15 protein-coding genes are annotated in these 22,458 nt (G+C 69.5%); 4 read left to right on the plus strand and 11 right to left on the minus strand.

Translation table 11 applies throughout. The features are described from left to right. Window positions 1-87 precede the first annotated feature (87 nt). Window positions 88-2,352 (plus strand): ATP-dependent DNA helicase RecQ, encoded by a 2,265-nt coding sequence (locus INT51_RS04795; protein ID WP_193104063.1) that lies wholly within the window; start codon window positions 88-90, stop codon window positions 2,350-2,352. 12 nt (window positions 2,353-2,364) lie between these two features. Here INT51_RS04795 and INT51_RS04800 read toward each other — a convergent pair whose 3' ends face one another. The 4 genes from INT51_RS04800 to mnmA all read right to left on the minus strand — a co-directional run bounded on the left by INT51_RS04800 (window position 2,365) and on the right by mnmA (window position 8,742). Beyond that, window positions 2,365-3,597 carry a hypothetical protein gene (locus tag INT51_RS04800; protein WP_226831950.1) on the minus strand — a complete coding sequence of 411 codons (1,233 nt, stop codon included), beginning with the start codon at window positions 3,595-3,597 and terminating at the stop codon, window positions 2,365-2,367. A gap of 150 nt (window positions 3,598-3,747) precedes the next feature. Continuing rightward, window positions 3,748-6,354, minus strand: coding sequence for a helix-hairpin-helix domain-containing protein (locus INT51_RS04805; protein WP_193104064.1), 2,607 nt, complete (start codon window positions 6,352-6,354; stop codon window positions 3,748-3,750). Window positions 6,355-6,430: 76 nt separating this feature from the next. After that, the gene (locus tag INT51_RS04810; RefSeq protein WP_193104065.1) at window positions 6,431-7,555 is read right to left on the minus strand and encodes a hypothetical protein; all 1,125 of its coding nucleotides are present in this window, start codon (window positions 7,553-7,555) and stop codon (window positions 6,431-6,433) included. Then, window positions 7,552-8,742: a tRNA 2-thiouridine(34) synthase MnmA gene (gene mnmA / locus INT51_RS04815; RefSeq protein WP_193104066.1), complete on the minus strand. Its 1,191-nt coding sequence runs from the start codon at window positions 8,740-8,742 to the stop codon at window positions 7,552-7,554. The genes INT51_RS04810 and mnmA overlap by 4 nt, the downstream gene beginning before the upstream one ends. A 541-nt stretch (window positions 8,743-9,283) precedes the next feature. Here mnmA and INT51_RS04820 point away from each other — a divergent pair. Next, on the plus strand, window positions 9,284-10,981 hold the full coding sequence (locus INT51_RS04820; RefSeq protein WP_193104067.1) for a DUF222 domain-containing protein: 1,698 nt from the start codon (window positions 9,284-9,286) through the stop codon (window positions 10,979-10,981). 117 nt (window positions 10,982-11,098) lie between these two features. Here the strand turns inward: INT51_RS04820 and INT51_RS04825 are convergent, their stop codons facing one another. The 7 genes from INT51_RS04825 to INT51_RS04855 form a co-directional block, all read right to left on the minus strand. After that, a complete protein-coding gene (locus tag INT51_RS04825; RefSeq protein ID WP_193104068.1) occupies window positions 11,099-12,295 on the minus strand; it encodes a cysteine desulfurase family protein in 1,197 nt (398 codons plus the stop codon). Beyond that, entirely contained in the window at window positions 12,289-13,203 is a 915-nt protein-coding gene (locus INT51_RS04830; RefSeq protein WP_193104069.1) for a hypothetical protein, read from the minus strand. The genes INT51_RS04825 and INT51_RS04830 overlap by 7 nt, the downstream gene beginning before the upstream one ends. Beyond that, the gene (locus tag INT51_RS04835; protein WP_193104070.1) at window positions 13,200-14,198 is read right to left on the minus strand and encodes a VWA domain-containing protein; all 999 of its coding nucleotides are present in this window, start codon (window positions 14,196-14,198) and stop codon (window positions 13,200-13,202) included. The genes INT51_RS04830 and INT51_RS04835 overlap by 4 nt, the downstream gene beginning before the upstream one ends. Beyond that, window positions 14,195-15,217, minus strand: coding sequence for a VWA domain-containing protein (locus INT51_RS04840; protein ID WP_193104071.1), 1,023 nt, complete (start codon window positions 15,215-15,217; stop codon window positions 14,195-14,197). The genes INT51_RS04835 and INT51_RS04840 overlap by 4 nt, the downstream gene beginning before the upstream one ends. Beyond that, window positions 15,208-15,720: a hypothetical protein gene (locus tag INT51_RS04845; RefSeq protein WP_193104072.1), complete on the minus strand. Its 513-nt coding sequence runs from the start codon at window positions 15,718-15,720 to the stop codon at window positions 15,208-15,210. The genes INT51_RS04840 and INT51_RS04845 overlap by 10 nt, the downstream gene beginning before the upstream one ends. Next, window positions 15,707-16,603: a DUF58 domain-containing protein gene (locus INT51_RS04850; protein WP_193104073.1), complete on the minus strand. Its 897-nt coding sequence runs from the start codon at window positions 16,601-16,603 to the stop codon at window positions 15,707-15,709. The genes INT51_RS04845 and INT51_RS04850 overlap by 14 nt, the downstream gene beginning before the upstream one ends. Window positions 16,604-16,683: 80 nt before the next feature. Then, window positions 16,684-17,811 (minus strand): MoxR family ATPase, encoded by a 1,128-nt coding sequence (locus tag INT51_RS04855; RefSeq protein ID WP_193104074.1) that lies wholly within the window; start codon window positions 17,809-17,811, stop codon window positions 16,684-16,686. Between the two features lie 228 nt (window positions 17,812-18,039). Here INT51_RS04855 and glgX point away from each other — a divergent pair, with 228 nt between their 5' ends. Further along, window positions 18,040-20,319 carry a glycogen debranching protein GlgX gene (glgX, locus tag INT51_RS04860; RefSeq protein WP_193104075.1) on the plus strand — a complete coding sequence of 760 codons (2,280 nt, stop codon included), beginning with the start codon at window positions 18,040-18,042 and terminating at the stop codon, window positions 20,317-20,319. Between the two features lie 51 nt (window positions 20,320-20,370). Continuing rightward, the gene (locus tag INT51_RS04865; RefSeq protein ID WP_193104076.1) at window positions 20,371-22,458 is read left to right on the plus strand and encodes a maltotransferase domain-containing protein; all 2,088 of its coding nucleotides are present in this window, start codon (window positions 20,371-20,373) and stop codon (window positions 22,456-22,458) included.

Consider the following 22,458-nt stretch of genomic DNA (forward strand, 5'->3'; position numbering starts at 1 on the left):
TCACGGGATGCTTCCTCCCCATCCCGCTCGTGTCCACACCGCCGCGCCGTGTCCTCGACGGTCGGTCGCAGTTGCCACACTGGGGGCATGGACTCCTCGCATCCCTCCCCCACCTCGGACCGCTCCGCGCTGCGCGCCGAGGCGCAGGACGCGCTGCGCGCGCTGACCGGACGCGCCGATGCGGACTTCCACGACGGCCAGTTCGAGGCGATCGAGGCCCTGGTCGAGGAACGGCGTCGCGTGCTGGTGGTCCAGCGCACCGGCTGGGGGAAGTCCGCGGTCTATTTCCTGGCCGCCCTGCTGCAACGGCGCCGGGGCGCCGGTCCCGCGCTGATCATCTCCCCGCTCATCGCCCTGATGCGCGACCAGGTGGCGGCCGCCCGTCGTGCCGGGGTCAAGGCCGAGGCGATCAGCTCCGCGAACCCCACCCAGTGGTCCGACATCGACAGGGCGCTGGACGCCGACGAGATCGACGTTCTGCTGGTCTCTCCTGAGCGGCTGGTCAACCCCCGGTTCCGGGCCGAGCAGCTGCCGCGCCTGATCGAGCGCTGCGGGCTGCTGGTCATCGACGAAGCGCACTGCATCTCCGATTGGGGCCACGACTTCCGCCCCGATTACCGCCGGCTGCGGGACCTGGTCGCGGAGCTCGGGGACCAGGTCCCGGTGCTCGCGACGACCGCGACCGCCAATTCCCGGGTGGTGGCCGACGTCGCCGAGCAGCTGGGCGTGCACGGCGAGGGGGCGGCGCCGGTGCTGACCCTGCGGGGGGCACTGACCCGTGACTCGCTGCGCCTGGGCTGCCTGACCCTGCCGGACGACCGTTCTCGCCTGGAGTATCTGGTCGAGCATCTCGAGGATCTGCCCGGCTCCGGAATCATCTATACCCTCACCGTCTCCGCCGCGGAGGACCTGGCGGATCTGCTCGATCGCCCCGGCCGTCGGGTGCGGGCCTACACCGGTCGCACCGATTCCGACGAGCGCGCCGACCTCGAGCAGGCCCTCAAGGACAACGAGGTCAAGGCGCTGGCAGCGACCAGCGCGCTCGGCATGGGCTTCGACAAACCAGACCTGGGGTTCGTGGTGCATCTGGGGGCGCCGAGCTCTCCGGTGGCCTACTACCAGCAGGTGGGTCGTGCTGGCCGCGCCACGGACACCGCGGATGTGCTGCTCCTGCCCGGACGCGAGGACCGCGCCATCTGGGAGTACTTCGCCACCGCCTCCATGCCCGCGCAGGCCTCCGCCGATTCGGTCCTCGCAGAACTCGGCGCCGCAGGCTCCCCGCTGTCCACCCCCGCGCTCGAAGCACGCGTGGACGTCAAGCGCAGCGCCCTCGAACTGCTGCTCAAGGTGCTGGCCGTCGAAGGAGCGGTGGACTCGGTGCGCGGCGGCTGGGTCGCCACCGGAACCTCCTGGACGTACGATGCCCAGCGCTACGAGAACGTCGCGCGTGCGCGCCGCCAGGAGCAGCAGGCCATGCTCGAGTACGAGCGCCTGCGCAGCGGGGATCCGCAGCAGTGCCGGATGATGTTTCTCGCTCGCCAGCTCGACGACGACACCGCCGCCCCCTGCGGTCGCTGCGACGTGTGCACGGATCCCTGGTACCCGGCCCCGGGCGCCACCTCCGACGCGTCGATCGCTGACGCTTCTGCGGCGTCTGCCGGCTCTGGAGCGACGGACGCTGCCGCCTCCTCTCGGGACGCCGTCGCCCGTCTCCTGGACCGCGTCGGAGTTCCGGTGGACCCGCGCAAGCAGTGGCCGCAGGGGCTGGACCGTCTCGGTATCACCGCGGAATCCGGCTCGCCGCTGCGCGGGAACATCGCGGCCGGGGAGCGCCTCGAGGAAGGCCGCGCACTCGCCCGCATGTCCGACCTGGGCTGGGCGGTACCCCTGCGAGAACTGCTGAGGGTCGACGAGCAGGGACGTCGCGTCGATGCCGCCCTCACCCCGGCGATCGCGCATCGGGTCATCGAGATCCTCACGGACTGGGACTGGCGGCAGCGGCCCGCCGCGGTGCTCGCCGTCCCCTCCACCACCCGGCCCACCCTGGTACGGGATCTCGGCGCAGGGATCGCGCGGATCGGGCAGATGCAGGATCTCGGCGCACTCGGACTCGCCCCGGACGCGGCCCCGATGAACGGGGCCCGCAACAGTGCGTTCCGGGTCGCCGCGCTCTGGGATCGCTTCGTGATCACGCCCGATCTCGCCGAGTCGATCGCGGCATTGGACGGCGCCCCGATCCTGCTGGTCGATGACGAGATCGACACCCGCTGGACGGTGACCATCGCCGGTCGTCTGCTGCGACGGTCCGGCTCGGGCCCCGTCCTGCCACTGGCGCTCGCGCTGGTCAGCTGACGTCGCCTGACATCAGCTGTAGTCTCCCTGCTTCACCGCGAACACCGGACGGTCGCCCTCCTTCTCCTTGAGGCACCACAGCAGATCCGGTCCGTCGGCGTCCTCCCAGTAGCTCAGGGACTGACCCCACGAGACCCAGGGGTACGAGGTCATCGCGCCCGAACCCGACCAGTGGTGCAGCGTCTTGTGGTGGGAGTCGTTGAACCACCAGCGTCCGTTGTGGGAGGCCACACCGTTGAGGTAATGCACAGGGACCTCAAGAGCCTCGGTGGCCGTGGTCGTCGCGGCGAACCGGGACCCGCCGTCGGCGAAGGGGAAGCGGACCGCGCGCGTGGATCCCTCGGGGTAGGTGTCGCAGCCCACGCAGCGGTACTCGGTCATGACGATCGATCGGCTCACGCGATCCAGGGAGATCGTGGACCACACCAGCTTCTCCGTCCCGTCGGCGACCGTCGAACTGATCGTCCCGACCTGGGGCAGCACGTAGGCGTAGTTGTGGGCGTAGAAGCTATCGCCCACCCTGCCGATCTGGTCCTTCGAGCCACCGGTGTCGGTGGTGACGATCCTGCTCATGTCGAACACCCGCATCCCGGCGCCGGTGTCCGCGACGTACAGCAGATCCCCGTACCAGGAGATCCCGCCGACGTGGATCCCGATGTCCTGGAAGCTCGGCTCCGCCTCGGTGCCAGTGGGCTCCACCAGCAGGATCCGCCGATACGAGTTCGGATGCTTCGCGTCCCAGTCGATGAGGTTGATACGGCTGCTCTTGGGCGAGTTGTTGTAGAAGCTGACGGCGATCACCTGGCGACCGTCGTACCGGCCGTTGTCGGCAGTGCCGACCGCATCGCGGCTCGTGGTGATCCCCTGGGGGAAGGCATCGGGATCGTTCTCATCGCTCGAGGCGAAGCGGAAGCCGTGCACCTGGTCGTCCAGGACTCTTGCCTCGGTGCGGTCGTGGTTGGCGTTGTCCATGACCTCGCTGACGCTCGCCGAACCGGCCTGCTCCAGCAGCGCCTCGACTCTCGCCGTATAGGCGTCGTAGTCGGCCGTGAGGGTGAAGTCCTTCGGGTCGAGCGTGTCCGGGGACGCAGCCTGGGCGGGAGCAGCCAGGGTTCCGCCGGCCGCGGTGAGGGCCCCGAGGAGACCCGCCCCACGCAGCACGGCACGTCGGTCGATGCCGCGGCGGGACAACCCCTCGACGGACTCGCTGGGGATCATGGACGATGCGGGATGCCGGGTGCTCATGGTTGAGCAGCCTTCCTGTCGGGTGCGATGTGCATCACACACGCTGACATCCCGGACGGGAAGAGTCCAGATCACGAGCCCAGAATCCGTCGAACGGAGGAAGGATCCCCTCCTCCGGTCAGCGGAAGCACGGGCCGAGCAGGCGGCGGACTATTCACCTGCGCCAGCGGCCTCAGCGGCGGTCTCTTCGGCAGAATCTTCGGTGGCCTTCGAGTCCTCACCCTGCGCCACGGCCTCGGCCCCGCCCTCGAGCAGCGCGACGAACCCTGCCTCGTCGAGGATCCGCAGCCCGAGGTCACGGGCCTTGGTCTCCTTGGTCCCGGCGTTCTCGCCGATCACCACGAAGTCCGTCTTCTTCGAGACCGACCCGGAGGCCTTGCCCCCGCGGGAGATGATCGCCTCCTTGGCACCGTCGCGGCTGAAGCCCTCCAGACCGCCGGTGACCACGAGGGTCAGACCCTCGAGGGTCTTCACGAAGCCGTCTTCGACGTCGTCGACCATCCGGACTCCGGACGCCGCCCAGCCGTCGACGAGCTCGCGGTGCCACTGCACCTCGAACCATTCGATGACGGCCTCGGCGATGATCGGCCCCAGCCCGTCGGTCTCGGCGAGCTGCTCGATGCTCGCCGCGCGGATCGCGTCCATGGACCCATAAGCGGTGGCGAGCGACCGCGCGGCCGTCGGCCCGACGTGCCGGATCGACAGGGCCACGAGCACGCGCCACAGCGGTCGCCCCTTCGCCTTCTCCAGCTCGGAGATGAGAGTCTCGGTGGTCTTCAGCACGGACGGGGACTTCTGCTGCTTCCAGGCCCCGTCGCGCTTGTAGTGCTTGAACTGCGGGCGGGACCAGAACGCCGGCTGGACGCGCCAGTCCCCCGTCGGCTCGCCGTCACGACGCTCGGGCTGCCAGATCACCACATCGCGCAGCGCCTCGGCGGTGAGGTCGAACAGGTCGTTCCCCGTGGTGACCACGGGCTCCTGCAGACCGGGCAGCAGCGGATCCTCCGCGGTCGTGATGCGCAGCAGCGGTACCCCGTCTGTGCCCTGGGTGACCTCGCCGTTCTTCAGCACCACGAAGTTCTCGAGCTCGGCATCGGAGGCCTCACGGATCGGCAGGTGGATGCTGTGCCCGGACCCCAGCGCGGCGAGCGCCTCGCTGCGACGCTTGTCGGGATCGGTGAGGGCGATCGCGGACTCCTCGCCGAGCGCCTCGATGTCGAAGCCGCCGCGGGAGGCCGCATGCTCGACGCGGCCCGTGACCTGGGCGGGGCAGTTCTTCTGGTTCGGGCAGCGCCAGTCCTTGTCCCCTTCCTTCTCGGGGCGGATGGTGGTGCCGCAGGCCGGGCACTGCGTGGGCATGACGAAAGGACGTTCGCTGCCGTCGCGCAGGGAATCGACGGGGCCGAGGATCTCCGGGATCACGTCGCCGGCTTTGCGCAGCACGATGGTGTCGCCGATCAGCACTCCCTTGCGCTCCACGTCGAACTGGTTGTGCAGCGTCGCCTTCTCGACCGTGGAGCCGGCGACCTTCACCGGCTCCATGACGCCGAAGGGGGTCACCCGCCCGGTGCGTCCCACCTGCACCTGGATGTCCAGGAGCTTCGTGGTGACCTCCTCCGGCGGGTATTTGAAGGCCGTCGCCCAGCGCGGGGCCCGCGAGGTCGAGCCCAGGGCCCGCTGCTGCGCGAAGGAATCCACCTTGACGACGATGCCGTCGATCTCGTGCTCGACGTCATGACGGTGATCACCGTAGTGCTCGACGAAGTCGACCACCTCGTCGGCCGAGGTCATGACCTTCATGTATCTGCTCGTGGGCAGGCCCCACGACGCCAGCAGCTCGTACACCTCGCTCTGGGAGCTGACAGGCGGGTCCGGCCACGCGCCGAGACCGTGCACGGTCAGGCGGAGGGAACCCAGGCGCGCCTCGCCGGCCTCCCGTTCGAGGCCCGTCTTCTTCTCGAGCTGCTGCCGCAGGCCACCCGCCGCAGTGTTGCGGGGATTCGCGAACGTCGGGAAGCGGCGGATCGCGGCAAGCTGTTCCTTCTCCTCGTCGAAGGCCCGTCGGCCCGACGCCTGCCGGGACTCCCAGCGGGAGCGGTTCTCGGCGACCGCGCGATCACGCAGCTCCACCTGGAGCTCGTTGAGCCGTGCGAAGTCCTCGGTGGGCATGAACACCTCGCCGCGCACCTCGACGAGGGCGGGGTGACCGCTCCCGGCCAGGCTCTGCGGGATGCCCTCGATCTGCAGCGCGTTCACCGTCACGTCCTCACCGGTGCGTCCATCGCCGCGGGTCGCAGCCGTGGCCAGTTCGCCGTTCTCGTAGCGGAGGTTGATCGCCAGACCGTCGATCTTCAGCTCGGTGAGCCAGCGCACGTCCTGGCCGAGCTCGGCGGCGGCGTGCGCGCACCAGTCACGCAGCTCCTGGACGGAGAACACATTGTCCAGGCTGAGCATCCGCTCCGCGTGGTCGATCTCCGCGAGCTCGGCGGCGACCGCCCCGTGGACGGTCTGCGTCGGGGAGTCGGGACTGACCAGCTGCGGGTTATCTTCCTCGAGCCCCCGCAGCTGGCGCTCGAGCGCGTCGTACTCGGCATCCGCGAGGGTCGGAGCGTCGTGGACGTAGTAGTCCTCGATCGCCTTCTCGATCTGCGCGGTCAGCTCGGCGATGCGCTGCTGCGCCGCGACGGCATCACTCTCAGGCTGCTCGCCGGCTGTCGAGTGCTGGGTGTCCTGGGTATCCTGCTCGTCCTCGCTCACCAGGACATTGTGACGCACGGGCAGGACATCTCCCAGTGCATCGACCCGTCGAGCGCCTGTCAGCGTCCCTGGAGGGTCAGCCGGCGAGGCGTTCGGCCCAGGTGGGCGCCACGCGCAGCAGGGCCTCGATCGCGGACTCGTCGATCAGGGTGTCGCGATCAGGCTGCGCCGAGGGGTCGACGCGGCCGGCATGGACGTCGTGCGAGGCGCCGGTGTGCGCGATCAACGTGAAGCCCGACATGGCGGAGTCGCTGTGGCCGAGACGATTCCAGATGGTGAGCATCTTCTCGAGCTCGGGTGCCAGACGCCCCCCGGGGCGAGGATCGACGACCAGCTCGAAGATGCAGCCGGCGTCGTGCGCCTCGGCGAGTCCTTCCCAGAGCGCACGCCCCTCGGCGGTCTCCAGGGTCGGCAGTCGACGCGGTCCGATGGCCATCCGGCGAGCGCCGGCGTCACGGGCGGCGCGCAGCAGCTGCAGGTCGGCGCCGACGCCGAGCGTGATCGAGTCCGCGCCCAGGCCGCTGTCCTCGAGGGCGGCGAACATGCTGCGCCAGAGCATCCCGATCTCGGGAGCCGGGAGTGCCGGGTAGCGGCGTCGGCCCGAGGGCGTGGGGATGCGTCCCTCGTGCACGCCGGCGACGGCGTCCTCGCGCAGCAGGAGATGGGGCCGAGTGCCCGGGGTCCGTTCGCGCAGCGCGGCGAGATGGTCGATGAGGCCCTCGGCGAGCAGCAGCGGGAGGTCGCGCACGGCTCCGCGGTCGGCGAGCGTGCGCTCCCCCGTCGTGAGGAAGGTGGCTCCGGCCAGGGTCGCGGGCCCGAGTGCCGTCGTCATCACCGGGCCCTCGTAGCCGAGCAGGGCGATGCGGGCGGCGTCGAGCGTGCGATCGCGCAGCTCCCGAGCGTGCTGCCAGGCCCGGCCGATCCCGGGTCCGAGCCGCCAGCCGTAGCTGACCAGGTCGCCGGTGGTCTCGGCGAGCAGAGCGAGCGTGGCCGGCAGCATGTGGTCGGTCTCGTCGATGCCGAGCGCGGAGGGCAGATAGAGCCTGGTCGCGATGTCCTCGTCGAGGTCGTCGCCGAGCAGTGCGCGCAGCCGCAGGAGTGCGGCGAGGTGCGGCTCGTCCGGCAGGTCGTGGCGCGCGGCGTCGGCGGAGGTGGGTGCGCGGAACGTGCCATCTCCCGTGAGGGTGACCAGAGGTGTCATGCGCGATGCTCCAAGGTGGCGGCGGCGAGCACCCGGTCATCGTCATAGAGCACGACGGTCTGACCGGGAGCAACTCCGCGGAGAGGGGTCTCCAGGCGCACGCGAAGGCGTGAGCCTGGAGGGGATGCGGGTGCCGGGGTCGTCACGGTGGCCGTGGCCTCCGTGGAGGAGTGCGCAGCGGTCGACGTCGCGCTGGCCGCATCACCCGGGGCGGGCGCTGCCGCGGCGGGGACCTCGAGGACCTGCGCGGGGATGGCGTCGCCGTGGGCGCGGATCTGGGCCCGCACCTCGCGGCCGACGAGCAGCGGCTCGAAGAGGACGACATCGGTCGCGATCAGCTCGCGCGTGGAGAGCAGCTCGGCGGCGCCGACGACGACCTGGCGGGAGGTCGGGTCGATGTCGACGACATAGCGCGGGGCGCCGTCGGCGGCGGGGTGCTCGATGCCCAGGCCCTTGCGCTGGCCGATGGTGAAGCCGTGCGTGCCGCGATGGGCGCCGATCACGGCGCCGGTGTCGTCGAGGACCTCCCCCGGAGCCTCGCCGAGATTCCGCTCGAGGAAGCCACGGGTGTCGCCGTCGGCGACGAAGCAGATGTCATAGCTGTCCGGCTTGGTCGAGACACCGAGTCCGCGGGCGTGGGCCTCTGCCCGCACCTCGTCCTTGGTCTCGTACTCACCCAGTGGGAACAGGGAACGGGCCACGGCGTCCGGCCCCATCACCGCCAGGACGTAGGACTGGTCCTTGGCCATGTTGCGCGAGCGGTGCAGGGAGGGTGTGCCGCCCGGGCCATCGGTGCGGATCGAGGCGTAGTGGCCCGTGCACACGGCGTCGAAGCCGAGCAGCGTGGCGCGCTCCAGGAGCGAGGCGAACTTGATGCGCTCGTTGCAGCGCACGCAGGGGTTCGGGGTGCGACCGGCGGCATACTCCGACAGGAAGTCCTCGACCACCAGGTCGTGGAAATCGTCGGAGAGGTCCCAGACGTAGTACGGGATACCGATCCGGTCCGCGGCGCGGCGCGCGTCGGAGGCGTCCTCGACCGTGCAGCAGCCGCGTGATCCGGTGCGGCGCTGATCGCGGTTCTTGGACAGGGCCATGTGGACGCCGACGACCTCGTGGCCGTCCTCTGCCGCCCGGGCAGCGGCTACCGCCGAGTCGACGCCGCCGCTCATCGCTGCCAGCACCTTCATCCTTCTGCCACCTCCTTGATCTGCACCCGTCGAGTGTACGGACGGGTGAGGTTCTGGTCAGGTGCCTGCGACGTGAGATGCGCCCTGCTCGCTGGACCCGGCCCGAGCTGCGAACCGGCTTCGACGAGAGCCGAGAACACCGTCGGGAGCCGGCGATCCTGCCGATCAGCCCACCGTTCGCCGACCCCTGCAGGAGGGCCGCGCTTCCTCCCCACAGGCTTCTTTCCACATTCCCACGAACCTCTTGACATTTTTCCACTCGTCACATTGTGGGCGACGCCGGATAGTGCGTCTCGTCGCCCTCGACAACCACTCTCTGCGCGCCTGACCACTACCCGAGAGGACGGGTCGAGAGTTCCTCCTCCAGCACTCCTTCCAGGCGCATTGGCTACGTCTCGACACGGGCGAACTTCTCGGCAACCCCGCACGAACCACAACCTCGCCGCAGCACCATTCCTCCACCGGACCCACTTATCCACATTCATCGCGGATCGAGTGAAACCACTTGCGCTTTTTCGCATCCATGTTCGATACTTGACCCATGGGCCAGCACGTGGACGACCAGGACTCGACGGCAGACCATGCCGGTCGTCCGCTGGTGCGTGCCGGATCCGGAGTCTCTTCGGTCGGTCCTCTCGTCCTCGAAGAAGCTATCGAACTGCTTCGCCGCACGGGATCCCTGGGGTCGGACTCCTTCTCCCCCGGCACCGCCTCGGCGCTCGATGCCGATTCCCTGCTCGATCTCCTGGAGCGCCTGCACGAACTCACGGACTCCATCGCAGCGGTGGAGATCCGAGCGACCGCCGCGCTCGACGCTGCCGTGCGCCGCGACAGCACGGATCGCGAAGAATCCACCGCGACGGCGGACAGGGTTTCGATGCGCGAGGTCTCCGTGGTCACCAGGACATCTCCGTCCACGGCATCCCGCCGGACGAAGGCATGCCGGCGCCTGGTGCGCGACATGCCCGTCCTGCTCGGCGCGCTCGCGACCGGGATGATCGGGCCGGAGAAGGCATTTGCTGCGGCATCGACCACGTCGGTGCTCGACAGCGCCCAGCGTGGCTCGGTCGATCATGCTCTCGGGGCACGACTGGGCGATATAGCCGGCGCCGGGCAGCGTCAGTGGGTGGGCGAGGTCAATGCTCTGGTGCAACTGGTGGACCCTCACGGGGAGCGGCGTCGCCACGAGGTGGCCCGTCGGGGCCGAAGCGTGACCCTGCGACGTCGTGATCACGGCATGGCAACCCTCTCGATCAACCTCCCCGCGCTGGATGCCTCCTTGGCCCGCAAACGCCTCAGCCTCGAGGGGGAGAAGCGTCGCGCCGGAGGCGATCGCAGGGGTCACAGCGCGATCATGGCGGACACCGCCGCCGATGCCCTGATCGGCCGGGACGGGGCGATCGACCCGGTCTCTCTCGATATCGGGGTGATCATCACCGACCGCGCCCTGTTCTGTCCCGACAGTGCCGAGCCGGCGCTCATCGAAGGCTACGGGGCCGTACCTGTCGATCAGATCAGCGAGTCGCTGCGCAACGCCACCCGCGAGCCCGACCCCGGAGGTGCCAACTCTGACGCTGCCGCGACCGGAGATTTCGAGCCTGATCGCCCCGACCGGCCCGCGCTGCGGGCGACCCTGCGACGGCTGTACACGCATCCGACCAGTGGCGAGCTGGTGGCCGTCGAGTCCCGAGCCAGAGCCTTCCCGCCTGCTCTGTCCCGTTTCCTGCGGTGGCGGTCGATGACCTGTGCGGGGCCCTTCTGCAATGCAGATATCCGCCATGACGATCACATCCGCCCGTACAGCAGTGGAGGCCACACCTGCCTCGACAACGGCAACGGCCTGTGCGCCCTGTGCAACGGCAAGGAGACGCAGGGCGTCATTGCTCGCGCCCCGAACCGGCCCCCGGGCGGGGCGGAGAATCGTCACCGGGTGCACTGGGAGACCCGGTACGGGTCAGTGGTCGATGTCGTCCCCACTCCGAGCGAGCTGTCCGCGATGCTTCCTCGCTCTCTGGCGTACGAACCCGCGGCCCACGGGACCGTCCCTCAGAGGCAGCGGCCATGCCCGAGACCGGGGCAGCCTCTACGACCGGGCCGGATCGACATCATCGAGTTCTCTCCCCGCACCACGATCCTTCATCGCCGGCGGGTGCGTGATCACCGCCGACGTGCGACCTGGCGCCAGGTCCGCCTCCCCAGTCATGGGCACGACCCTGGCGCAGATCCCTCCGACGGATGAGGAATGCCTCGATGTCGTCAGCTACCTGCGCGAACTACCGGGCCTGTCCACGCGCCAGTCCGAGGCGCTCGACGATGGCGGGCGACGCTCAGGCGGGGTCAGCGAGCCGGCGCGCTCTCAGCCGAACAGCGCCCCGACAGCTCGCGCCTTCCTCAGCGCCTCCGGCAGAGCCCGCAGGAACACCTCGACGTCGTGGTCGGTGCTGGTCCAGCCCATCGACAGCCGCAGCGCCCCGCGTGCGAGCTCGTCCGTCATGCCCATCGCCGCGAGCACCGGGCTGGCCTGGGTGACGCCGGCCGAGCAGGCCGAGCCTGCCGAGGAATCGACACCGCTCTCATCCAGCAGGAACAGCAGGGAGTCGGAGTTCGCTCCCGGGAACACGACGTGCACGATGTGTCCGGATTGCGGTGCTTCCGCCGGCAGGGTGAAACGGGCCGTCGGGTCGATCTCCTCGATACCGGCGCGCAGGCGGCGCGCGAGCGCCCGAACCTTCTGACTCTCCTGCTCCCGCTCGGTGAGGGTCTCCCGCAGCGCCGCGGCGAAGGCGGCCGCATGGGCCAGATCCAGGGTCCCGGAGCGCACTCCTCGCTGCTGACCCCCACCGGTGCTGGCCACACCGAACGGCACGTCGGGCTTCGCCACCAGGGCGCCGACACCCACCGGTGCGCCGATCTTGTGCCCGGACAACGACATCAGATCGATGTCCTCCCACGACGGACGGTCCGCATGGCCCACGCCCTGCACCGCGTCGGTGTGGACGAGGGTGCCATGGGGCCGGGCAGCGGCAGCGAGCCTGGCCAGATCCTGCCGTGCCCCGGTCTCGTTGTTCACCAGCGCCGCACTGACGACGCTGACCGCGCCGTCGGCAAGAGCCTGCGCCACCGCATCCGGTCGCAGCACCCCCTGCGCGTCCACCGGGAGCACGCGCGCCTGGATCGACGGGGTCAGAGTGGCCAGCGAGCGCGCGGTCGCCAGGACGGCCGGATGGTCGGTGGCCGCCACCGCGACCGCAGTGCGTGCGGGATCCTCCGCCGCGGCTCCCAGGGCGACCGCACGGATCGCGAGGTTGTCCGCCTCGGTGCCACCCGAGGTCATGATCAGCCAGCTGCGCGGGACCCCGAGCAGTTCGGCGATGGACTCCATGGCGTCGTCGAGGACCGCACGAGCTCGGCGACCTGACGCGTGCACGGAGGAGGGGTTGCCGCGCACCGCAGAGGCCTCGAGGAAGGCCTCTCGAGCGACCGGCCGCAGCACAGTGGTCGCGGCGTGGTCGAGGTAGGCACGTTCCTCGCCCTGCATATCACGGATCACCATGGCTTCTCCGGGTCCTGGTTCGAGCCACCGGGCTCGGTCTCCCCCTCGCCGCCCTGGGACTCCTTGTTGCGCTCCTCCAGCTCGTCGTCCTTCTCCTGCTGGTCCCCGTCCCCTTCGGTCGGGGCCTCTTCATCGGGACCCTCACCTTCGGGATCCTCACGGGTCGGCTCACCCGCCTCCGGCGGAGTACCGCCCTGCTCACCGCGCTCATCCGGATCGTTACCGGCTTCTTCGTCGGCCTCTCGACGCTTCTCCTCGACGCGCTCGCCGTTGTCCTCGGTGGTCTCGGAATCCTCGTTGCCGGTGCCGCCGCCCTGGCCGTCCTCACCCTCGCCGCCGCCACTCGCAGCGCACGCCGCGAGCATCTCCTCGGCCTCGTAGAGCCGGTCCGCCCGCTGCTGCGGGTCCTCGATCGCGTCGGCCTGGCGCTCGATGGCGATGGCCAGGTTGTTCGCGATCTTGCACTGCGCATGCAGCGGCGAATTCAAGTCGCTGTGGCTGTCCCACTCGCTCATCGCGGTGCGAAGCTCCTCCTCGGCGGCCGCGTCCTGACCCTGCTGGAGGAGATCGGTCCCCTTGGACAGGTGCGGCAGGTACGGCTCGAACCAGTTCGCGAACTCCACCGGGGCGAGACGTTCGATCGCCGCCGGGTAGTCCGCGTTCTCATACGCCGATTGATGCGTCAGCTGCGTGATCGGCATGGACAGGAACTTGCCGGCGAGCAGGGCGAGCGCCAGGATCGGCACGGCGAGGATGACGAACACGATGATCCTGGTGCGGCGCAGACGCCGCACGTTCAACCCGAAGTTCTTCGGGCTGCCGCTGGTGTCCTGCGCAAGCGCCGACGTCGTCCCATCGCCCGCCGCAGGCGCGTCGGCGCGCGGTTTCTCGGCCAGTGGTGTGCTCATCTCTGCGCTCCTGAGATGTCGTGGCGATCCAGCTTCCGCGGGAGCCGATAGGTCATCTCGCCCAGCTCCCAGATCAGGAGCAGCGCGAGCGGTATCGAGGCGATCCAATACCAGTCCTCGAAGCTTGCCACCTCGCGGCTCGACTCGATCGGGATCGACCTCAGCGTGATCCCCTCCATGGTGCCCTCGATCTCCGCCTCCGGATCCTCCCGGTGGAGGTAGGGCACAGCCATCTGGTCGGCGATGGTCTGCAGCTGCTCCTCGTCGATCGTGGAGATGCCCTGCTGGCCGTCCGGCCCCGTGATGTACTCCCCGTCCGTGGCGCCTCCCACGGCCTTCATCGGACCGCCCTCGGCGGTGCCGTAGCCGAGCACTCCGCCGCCATCGATGAACCCGGCGGCCTGGTCGAAGGACTCCGAGTCCTGGTCATCGGTGTTCTCCCCGTCGGACAGGAAGTACACCAGGATCTGGGAGTCAGGATCCTCGCGCTGGGTCTCCGTGAGCTCGACCAGGAGTGACTGCAGCGGTCGGTCCACGTTCGAGCCCTGCGAATACGCCGTGGGCTCGGTCGTCAACGTGTCGATCCAGGCGCTGGCCGCCCCGGCGTCAGTGGTCAGCGGCAGCTGCTGGGTCGCCGAGGAGTCGAAGGCGATGATCGAGTACCTCGATCCCTCGGTCATGCCCATGATGCGGGTCATGTCGGCCTTGACCCCCTCCAGGCGGGGCGAGTCGCCGTCGTAGTCCTCGGCGTTCATCGATCCTGTGCGGTCGACGACGAAGAAGACGTTGGCGTTCATCCGCTCGGTCTGTTCGCCGTCCAGCGGCGTCACCGGGCGCAGCGCCACCACCAGCAGCAGGATGACCATGAGCAGTCGCCGCAGCCACGCCGCGCGCTGCCTCGACCGCCGGATCAGGAACACCCCGCAGATGATCAGCATCGCGCCGAACAGCGGGATGATCGCCCACAGGGGCATGAGGTATTCGAGGCGGATCATCGGGCCCTCCAGCCCAGCACCAGGATGCCGATCAGGGAGAGGAACGTCAGGACGAACCCGACCCCCGGGTGGTCCGTGCGCACGACGGTCGGCTCCGCCCCCATCGACTGTGCCTGGGTCTTCTGGATCTCGTTGATGATCGACGGGATCGCCTCAGGGTCCGAGGACTCGTAGAGCTCTCCGTCCTGGTCCTCGGTGGCGGTCTTCAGCTCCTCGAAGCACCCCGGGCCGCATTCGTACGCCCCGGGATAGAAGGTGTACAGATCGATCTCGCGCGCCGCCACCGCGTCGGTGGCCTCCTGCAGGGTGAAGATTGGCTCGCCGTTGACCTCGTTGTCGGTCGCGAAGATGATCGAGCGTGAACGGTCCGTCTCCGCCTGGTCGAAGACCTGTCCGCACGAGGCGAGGCCGTCCGGCACCACGGAGGCCTCATCGGGGATGCCGCGGGTGCCCTCGACGAAGTCGACGTACTTGCGCACCTTCTCGTCGGGGTAGTTGCGCGTCCCCAGGCGGTAACCGAACTCGTCGAAGTCGATCGCCTCGGCGCCGGCCTCGAGCTCGCGCTTGATGAGGTCGTAGTCGTTGGTCAGCGGGAACACGGTGCGGCTGGTCGAGTTGAAGATGGTCAGTGCCACGCGCTCCCCCTCGAAGGAGTCGACCATCTCCGCGAAGGTCGACAGGATCTCGGTGTCGTACTCGTACATCGACCCGGAGACGTCCAGGCACAGCACGATGTCACGGGAGGCGAAGTCCGGGGTCTCGATGCGCTCGGTCGCGATCCGCCCCGACAGCACGGAGCCAGCGATCACACCGAAGACGGCGATGCCGACCTGCAGCACCCGGACCACTTTGGCGGCGCGCTGGGCGCGGACGAAGCTCGGGATGCGGTCCAGGTACTGGGAGTTCGCGACCAGCACCGGTGCCTTGCGCATCGCACGGCGGTTCCAGAACGTGATCGCCCAGACGGCGAGGGCCGCCAGCAGGAGCAGCGCGGTGACCCACCAGAACGTCATGACCATCGGCGGATCACCTCCCGTGCACGGCGCACGGAGTCCCGCAGCTCGGCATCCGACGCCATGGCGAAGTCCGGTTCGTAGAGGGCGGAGATGAGCTCGCCGACGGCTCGTGTACGCGGGTCGGCCGTCAGCGTGGCCATGTCCTGACTGGTCACGTCGTGACCAGTGGTGCGCCGCACGAAGCGGCGCATGACCCCGGTGAGCTCATGGTGTCCCTCGCGTGCTTCGATCTCTCCCGCCTCGTGGCGGTCGGCGATGTCGTTCACGGCGCGCAGGAATTCGGCCTTGATGTTCTCGACGTCGCTGGGGCGGTCCCGGTAGGCGATGCGCTTCTCGATCGCACGGGTGATCTTCAAGGTGCCGAGGATCAGCCCCGTGATCAGCAGGGCGCACAGCACGGCCAGGATCACCCACGCGACGGAGTACTGGGGCGGGTCGATGATCTCCGGCGGTGCGGGCTCGGTCAGGAAGGGAGCCCCCGCCGCGAGCAGCTCAGGCACGGGCATGGCGGTACTCCCTCGACCGCAGCATGGCGATCATGTCCTCGACCACGGTGGATTCGCCGCTGGTGATCATGTGGGTCACGTGCAGGCGGTCGAGCATCTCGGTGATGCCCTCGCGGCGCGCCATCCGGTACGCCTCGACGTCATGGGCCACACGTTTGGAGGACCGTGCCAACGACGCGATCTCGCGGGGGCGGTTCACATCGACCACGTCGTGGTCCAGATCGGTGCGCTGCAGCGGATCGGCGTCGGCGATGCGGATCACCATCACGTCGTGTCGTGTGGTCAGACGCCGCAGCAGAGTGAAGTCGTCGACTCCGGGGCCCGCCTCGTCCGTGATGATCGTCATCAGCGTGGAGCGGGAGGTGACCCGGAACGCGCGTTCGAGCAGCCAGGAGCTGTCCGCGACGGGCGCCGCCGTGGTCGTGGCCTGCTGGACACTGCGCAGCAGCAGCTCGAGGTGGCCATCGCTCGAGCGCGAAGGGAGCTGGATCGGATGGTTCTCGCCACCCGCGACCAGCCCCACCATGTCGCCGTTCTTCTGGGCGAGGAAGCAGACCATCCCCGCTGCCAGGATCATCGCATCGCGCTTGGAGGTGCCGTCGGCGGCCGTCGCAGCCATCGCCGAGGAGGTGTCGGCGACGATCGAGAGGTGGCGCACGCGCTCCTCGTTGAACTGCCGGATCAGCGGCTCTCCGGAGCGCGCGGTCGCCTTCCAGTCGATCTCGGAGATCTTGTCCCCGGGCTGGTAGTACTTCAGGTCGTCGAAGTCCTCACCGCTGCCCTTGAACAGCGAACGGCCGCGGCCCTGGATGAGCCCGCGTGCTCGGTTCGACGTGTGCAGGTCCACCCGGGCTTTGACCCGGGTCAGCAACGAGGTGGCCATGGCGTTCTCCCGCGCTCCGTCCGTGTCGTTCGTGGGATGGGTGTGATGGGTGTGGTGAGTGGGGGTCGAACGGGTGCGGGTCAGGGCATCGGCACGGCGTGGAACACCGCGTCGATGATCTGCTCGGGCTTGATGCCGCTGGCCAGGGCGTCGAACGTGAGCACCAGGCGGTGGCGCAGCACGCCGTAGCGCATGGCGCGCACGTCGTCGGGCGTGACGTAGTCGCGTCCCTGGAGGAGGGCGTGGGCCTGGCCCACGCGCATCAGGGCGAGGGAGCCGCGGGGGCTCGCGCCGACCCGGACGGACTGGGTCAGGTTCGGCACCGGGCGCGGGCCGGAGCCGCGCGTGGTGAAGACGAGGTCGATGATGTAGCGCTTGACGGCCGGGTCCACGTAGACCGCATCCACCATCTCCTGCAGGAACCGCACATCCTCCAGGGACACGTTGCCGACGGCCTGGCGGGGGCCCGTGAGGCTGCCCGCCGTCGAACGGTCGAGGATCTCGTGCTCCTCGCCGGGGCGCGGGTACGTGAGGATCTCCTTCATCAGGAAGCGGTCCATCTGCGCCTCGGGGAGGACGTAGGTGCCCTCCTCCTCGATCGGGTTCTGGGTCGCGAGCACCATGAACGGCTCGGGCAGGCGGTACACCTCACCGCCGATGGAGGTCTGACGCTCCTGCATCGCCTCGAGCATCGCGGACTGGGTCTTCGCGCTGGAGCGGTTGACCTCGTCCAGCAGCACGACGTTGGCGTGCACCGGTCCCAGCTGGGTGGTGAAGGTTCCCGAGCCGTAGTTGAAGATCTGGGTGCCGATGATGTCGTTCGGCATCAGGTCCGGCGTGCACTGGATGCGCGCGAAGGAGCCGGTGATCGACGACGCCAGCGCGCTCGCGGCGGTGGTCTTGGCCAGTCCCGGCACGGACTCGAGCAGCACGTGCCCTCCCGCGGCGAGTGCCGCAACCAGGGTGGTGCGCAGATTCTCCTGCCCGACCACGCGGGACTGGAACACCTGGGTGATCGTCGAGATGATCGAGGCCGTGCGCTCCAGACTCGCCGGCGGGATCGCCGAGGACGAGGGGGCGTACTCCCCAGGACGGCGCTGCTGGCCGCCGTGGGCTCCCCCGGGACCCGGCGCCGCGGGCGCGCCCGGACGACCCTGCCCTGCAGGCTGGCCCTGCGCTACGGGCTGCTGGCTGGGTGGATTGCTCATGCGCTGCGGCTCCCCCGTCGTGCGTTCGACTCGTTCTGCTCGTGCGAGCTGGACCTTCGCCCCGCTCCGACCTGTTCCCCTGTGATGGCCGGAGGCCGAGGCCGGCCGCGTGACCGTGCGATGCCGATTGCGCTCCCGGGATACGGGCTGCGGTGGCACCGCGTCGATCCTAACGTCACTCGGGTCCTCGGGTGCGACTCCGCCCCGGCGCGGTGGGAGGATACGCGGGTGCCAGCAGACCAATTCGACCGTGCCACGCCACCGATCGCTCCCACCTCCCCCGGGCTGTGCGTGGACGAGCTGGGCCGCGGGACCTTCGCGGTGGCCGCCCCTCGTGCCCGCGCCGTGGACCTGTGCGTCCGGCAGGGCACCACGGAGCGACGGCAGCAGCTGCGCTATGTCGACGGCGGTCTGCACTGGGACCACGTCACCGGAATGGTTCCGGGCACGCACTACGGGCTGCGGGTCCACGGCCCCTGGGATCCGGCCGCCGGGAAGCTCTGGAACCCTCGCAAGCTGCTGCTGGACCCGTGGGCCCGCGGCGTGTCGCACTCCTCACCGCTGCTGAGCTCGGCCTTCCCCTTCGAGGTCGGCGCGATGCTCGACCGCTCCGGCGACGAGGCGATCCCGAGCGAGGTCGACAACGGCGAGGACGCGGTGTGGTCCGTCGCCGTCTCGGACACCTTCGACTGGCAGGACGACCTGCGGCCGCTGGTCGATTGGGATTCGACGGTCCTGTACGAGGCGCACGTCAAGGGCTTCACCCAGACGCATCCGGACCTTCCCGCCGAGCAGCGGGGCACCTTCGCGGGCCTCGGCCATCCCGCCGTGACGAGATATCTCCGGGAACTCGGCGTGACCAGCGTCGAGCTGCTGCCGATCCACGCCGCGATGGATGAGCCGCACCTGACCCGACTGGGGCTGACGAACTACTGGGGCTACTCGACGCTGTCCTTCTTCTCCCCGGACCCGGCCCTTGCAACGCCCGCAGCTCAGCGCGCCGGCGCCCAGGCCGTGCTCGAGGAGGTCAAGACCATGGTGCGCAACCTGCACGCCGCCGGTCTCGAGGTCATCCTCGACGTGGTCTACAACCACACCGCCGAGGGCGGGGCCGACGGCCCTTCCCTGTCGCTGCGCGGCCTCGACAACCTCGAGTACTACTGGACCGATCACGGCACCTTCCTGGACGTGACCGGGACCGGCGGAACCCTGGATCCCCGCTCCGTGCACGTGATGGATCTGATCCTGGCCTCGCTGCGCTACTGGGTCAGCGAGGTCCACATCGACGGCTTCCGGTTCGATCTCGCCGCCACCCTGGGCCGCGACGATCGTGGTTTCCGCGCCGATCATCCGCTGCTGCGTGCGATCGCCACCGATCCGGTGCTGCGCGGAGTCAAGCTCATCGCCGAGCCCTGGGACGTCGGCACCGGCGGATGGCAGACGGGGAACTTCCCGGTCCCCTTCGCGGAATGGAACGACGCCTTCCGCAACGACGTGCGCGCGTTCTGGCTCTCCGATCGCGCCCACCGCGCGCGCACCGGCCTCGAGGCCGTCGGCGGCGTCCGTGACCTCGCCACCCGCCTGGCCGGATCCAGCGACCTGCTGACCGGGCAGGACCCGGCCGAGCTTCCCGAGGGCCGGAGCCTGCGCTCCCCCTGGGCGTCGATCAACTACGTCACCGCGCACGACGGGTTCACGCTGCGCGACCTGACCGTCTACGACCACAAGCGCAACCACGCCAACGGTGAGGACAACCGGGACGGCACCTCGGACAACCGCTCCTTCAACCATGGGCACGAGGGCGAGGTCGTGCTGGGCACGCACGGAGCAGGCGACACAGGAGGCACGGGAGACACGGAGCGGGCAGAGGAGATCGAGGCCGCGCGCCGGCTCACCGCCCGCAGCATGCTGGCCACCTTGCTGCTCGCCTCGGGAACCCCGATGCTCGCCGCGGGCGACGAGCGGGGCCGCACGCAGCAGGGCAACAACAACGCCTACTGCCAGGACAACGAGATCTCCTGGATGGACTGGACCACGGACCGTCGCCGCCGGGACCTGCGGGAGACGGTCGCGCGGATCCTGAGACTGCGCGGCGAGCACCCGCAGCTGCGCTCGCCCCACTTCCTGCGTCCTGCCGATCCGGAGCACCTGGACGCCGGGCAGGTGGCCTGGTTCGGCGCCGATGGGCACGGCCTCGACCACGGCGATTGGATGGATCCCTCCCGGCACCTGCTGGTGATGCTGCGGCCCGCGGTCCCTGGCCGTGAGGGCTCCGAGCACCTGCTGGTGGCCCTGTCGACGCAGGCGGAGGCGGCCACGGTGCGCCTTCCCGCCGCACCCTGGCCGCAGGGCGCGGCGCGCATCGCGCTGGACACTTCCCTCGAGCGCCAGGACGACCTCCCGGTCGGGCCGGTCGTGGGCGGCGTCGTCCCGGTGCCTGCGGGCAGCGTGGTCGTGATCGCGATCGCGGCCGACGGCCCGGTTCAGGCGCGCGAACGGCTATCGTGAGGACCATCACCGCGACCGTCGCAGACACCGAGGTGTCAGGCAGGAGAGGCCATGTCCGAGACCACTGACCGCAGCGAGATCCCCGCTCCGTCGACTCCGGCCGTGCCGCGCGCCACGCAGTCATCGACCCCGTTCGCGTCAGGTGTGGGTCGCATCCCGATCATGGAGGTCCAGCCCGTCATCGACGGCGGTCGCTTCCCCGCCTCCTGCGTCGAGGGCGAGACGATCACGGTCCGGGCGAACGCCTTTCGAGAAGGTCATGACGCGATGGGAGTGCAGGCCGTCCTCGTCGACCCCGAGGGCGCCGAACAACGCCGGCGAATGGACTCCACCAACCCGGGTCTCGATCTCTGGGAGACCGTCGTGCGGCCCGATCGCACGGGCCACTGGTCCTTCCGCATCGAGGCCTACTCCGCCCCGTACGAGTCCTGGGCGCACACGGCCGAGGTGAAGGTCCCTGCCGGGATCGACGTCGATCTGGTCTGCGCCGAGGGCGTGCTCGTCCTGCGGCGGGTGCTCGCCGAGGTCGAGGCCGGACAGCGACCCGCCTCCGACGGTCCCCTCGTGCAGGCAGCGGTGGAGAGCCTCCGCTCCCCCGGCCTGCCTGCCTCCGCCCGTGTCGCCCCTGCCCTGGCTGCGGACCTGCGCGGTCTGCTCGCCGAGCGCCCGCTTCGTGAGGGTGTCACCGTCTCCGGGCCGTACCGACTCATCGTGCACCGTCGTCGCGCCCTGTACGGCTCCTGGTACGAGTTCTTCCCCCGCTCCGAGGGGGCGCACTTCGATCCCGAGCAGGGCTGGGTCTCCGGCACCCTGCACACCGCCGCGAGATCCCTGGACCGGATCGCGGCGATGGGCTTCGACGTCGCCTACCTGACTCCGATCCACCCCATCGGCTCGACATTCCGCAAGGGCCGCAACAACACCCTGGATCCCCGTCCCGGAGATCCCGGCTCGCCGTACGCGATCGGGTCGGCCGACGGCGGCCATGACGCTATCCACCCGGAGCTCGGCACCCTGGAGGACTTCGACGCCTTCGTCGGCCGCGCGCAGGAGCTGGGGCTCGAGGTCGCCCTCGACATCGCCCTGCAGTGCTCCCCCGACCATCCCTGGGTCACCGAGCATCCCGAGTGGTTCACGGTCCGTGCCGACGGCACCATCGCCTACGCGGAGAACCCGCCGAAGAAGTACCAGGACATCTACCCGCTGAGCTTCGAGACCGACTACGAGGGCCTGTACGCGGCGATCCGTGACCTGCTCGAGCACTGGGTCGATCATGGAGTGACGCTGTTCCGCGTCGACAACCCCCACACCAAGCCGGTGCGATTCTGGGAAGAGCTGCTCGCCGAGTTCGATGCGAAGCATCCCGAGGTCATCTTCCTGGCCGAGGCGTTCACCCGGCCCACGATGATGCACACCCTCGGCAAGGTCGGCTACCACCAGTCGTACACGTACTTCACCTGGCGCGAGAGCGCCGAGGAGCTGCGCGAGTACCTCGAGGAGCTGGTCGAATCGGCGCCGTACATGCGCCCCAGCTTCTGGCCCACCACCCACGACATCCTCACCCCGTACATGACTTCCGGGGGCCGACGCGCCTTCGTGCTGCGCGCCATCCTGGCGGCGATGCTGGTTCCCACCTGGGGGATCTACACCGGCTACGAGTTGGTCGAGGACGTGCCCCGACCGGGAGCGCAGGAGCAGATCGACAACGAGAAGTACGAGTTCAAACCGCGCGACTTCGTCGGTGCCCTCACCTCCGGGGCGAGCCTCGAGCCGCTGCTGACGGATCTCAACCGCATCCGGCGGGAGCATCCGGCGCTGCAGTCGCTGACCACGATCCGTTTCCACGAGGCCGAGGACGAGCAGGTGCTGGTCTTCTCCAAGCATCTCGATGCCCGCGCCAGCGGCACCGGCGAGCCGGACACGATCCTGGTGGTCTCGCTCACGGCGCACGACCGGGACGCCAGGACCGCTGTGCATCTCGACCTCGACGCCCTGGGGCTCGCGGGGAGCACCGCGTTCGAGGTCGAGGACCTGCTGACCGGTGAACGGTTCACCTGGGGCGAGGACCCCTACGTCATCCTCACCGCGACCGACAGGCCCGCGCACATCCTGCGGATCATCCACCCCGAGGAGAGCTGA

The organism is Brachybacterium sp. FME24 (assembly GCF_014897705.1).
Lineage (GTDB): Bacteria > Actinomycetota > Actinomycetes > Actinomycetales > Dermabacteraceae > Brachybacterium.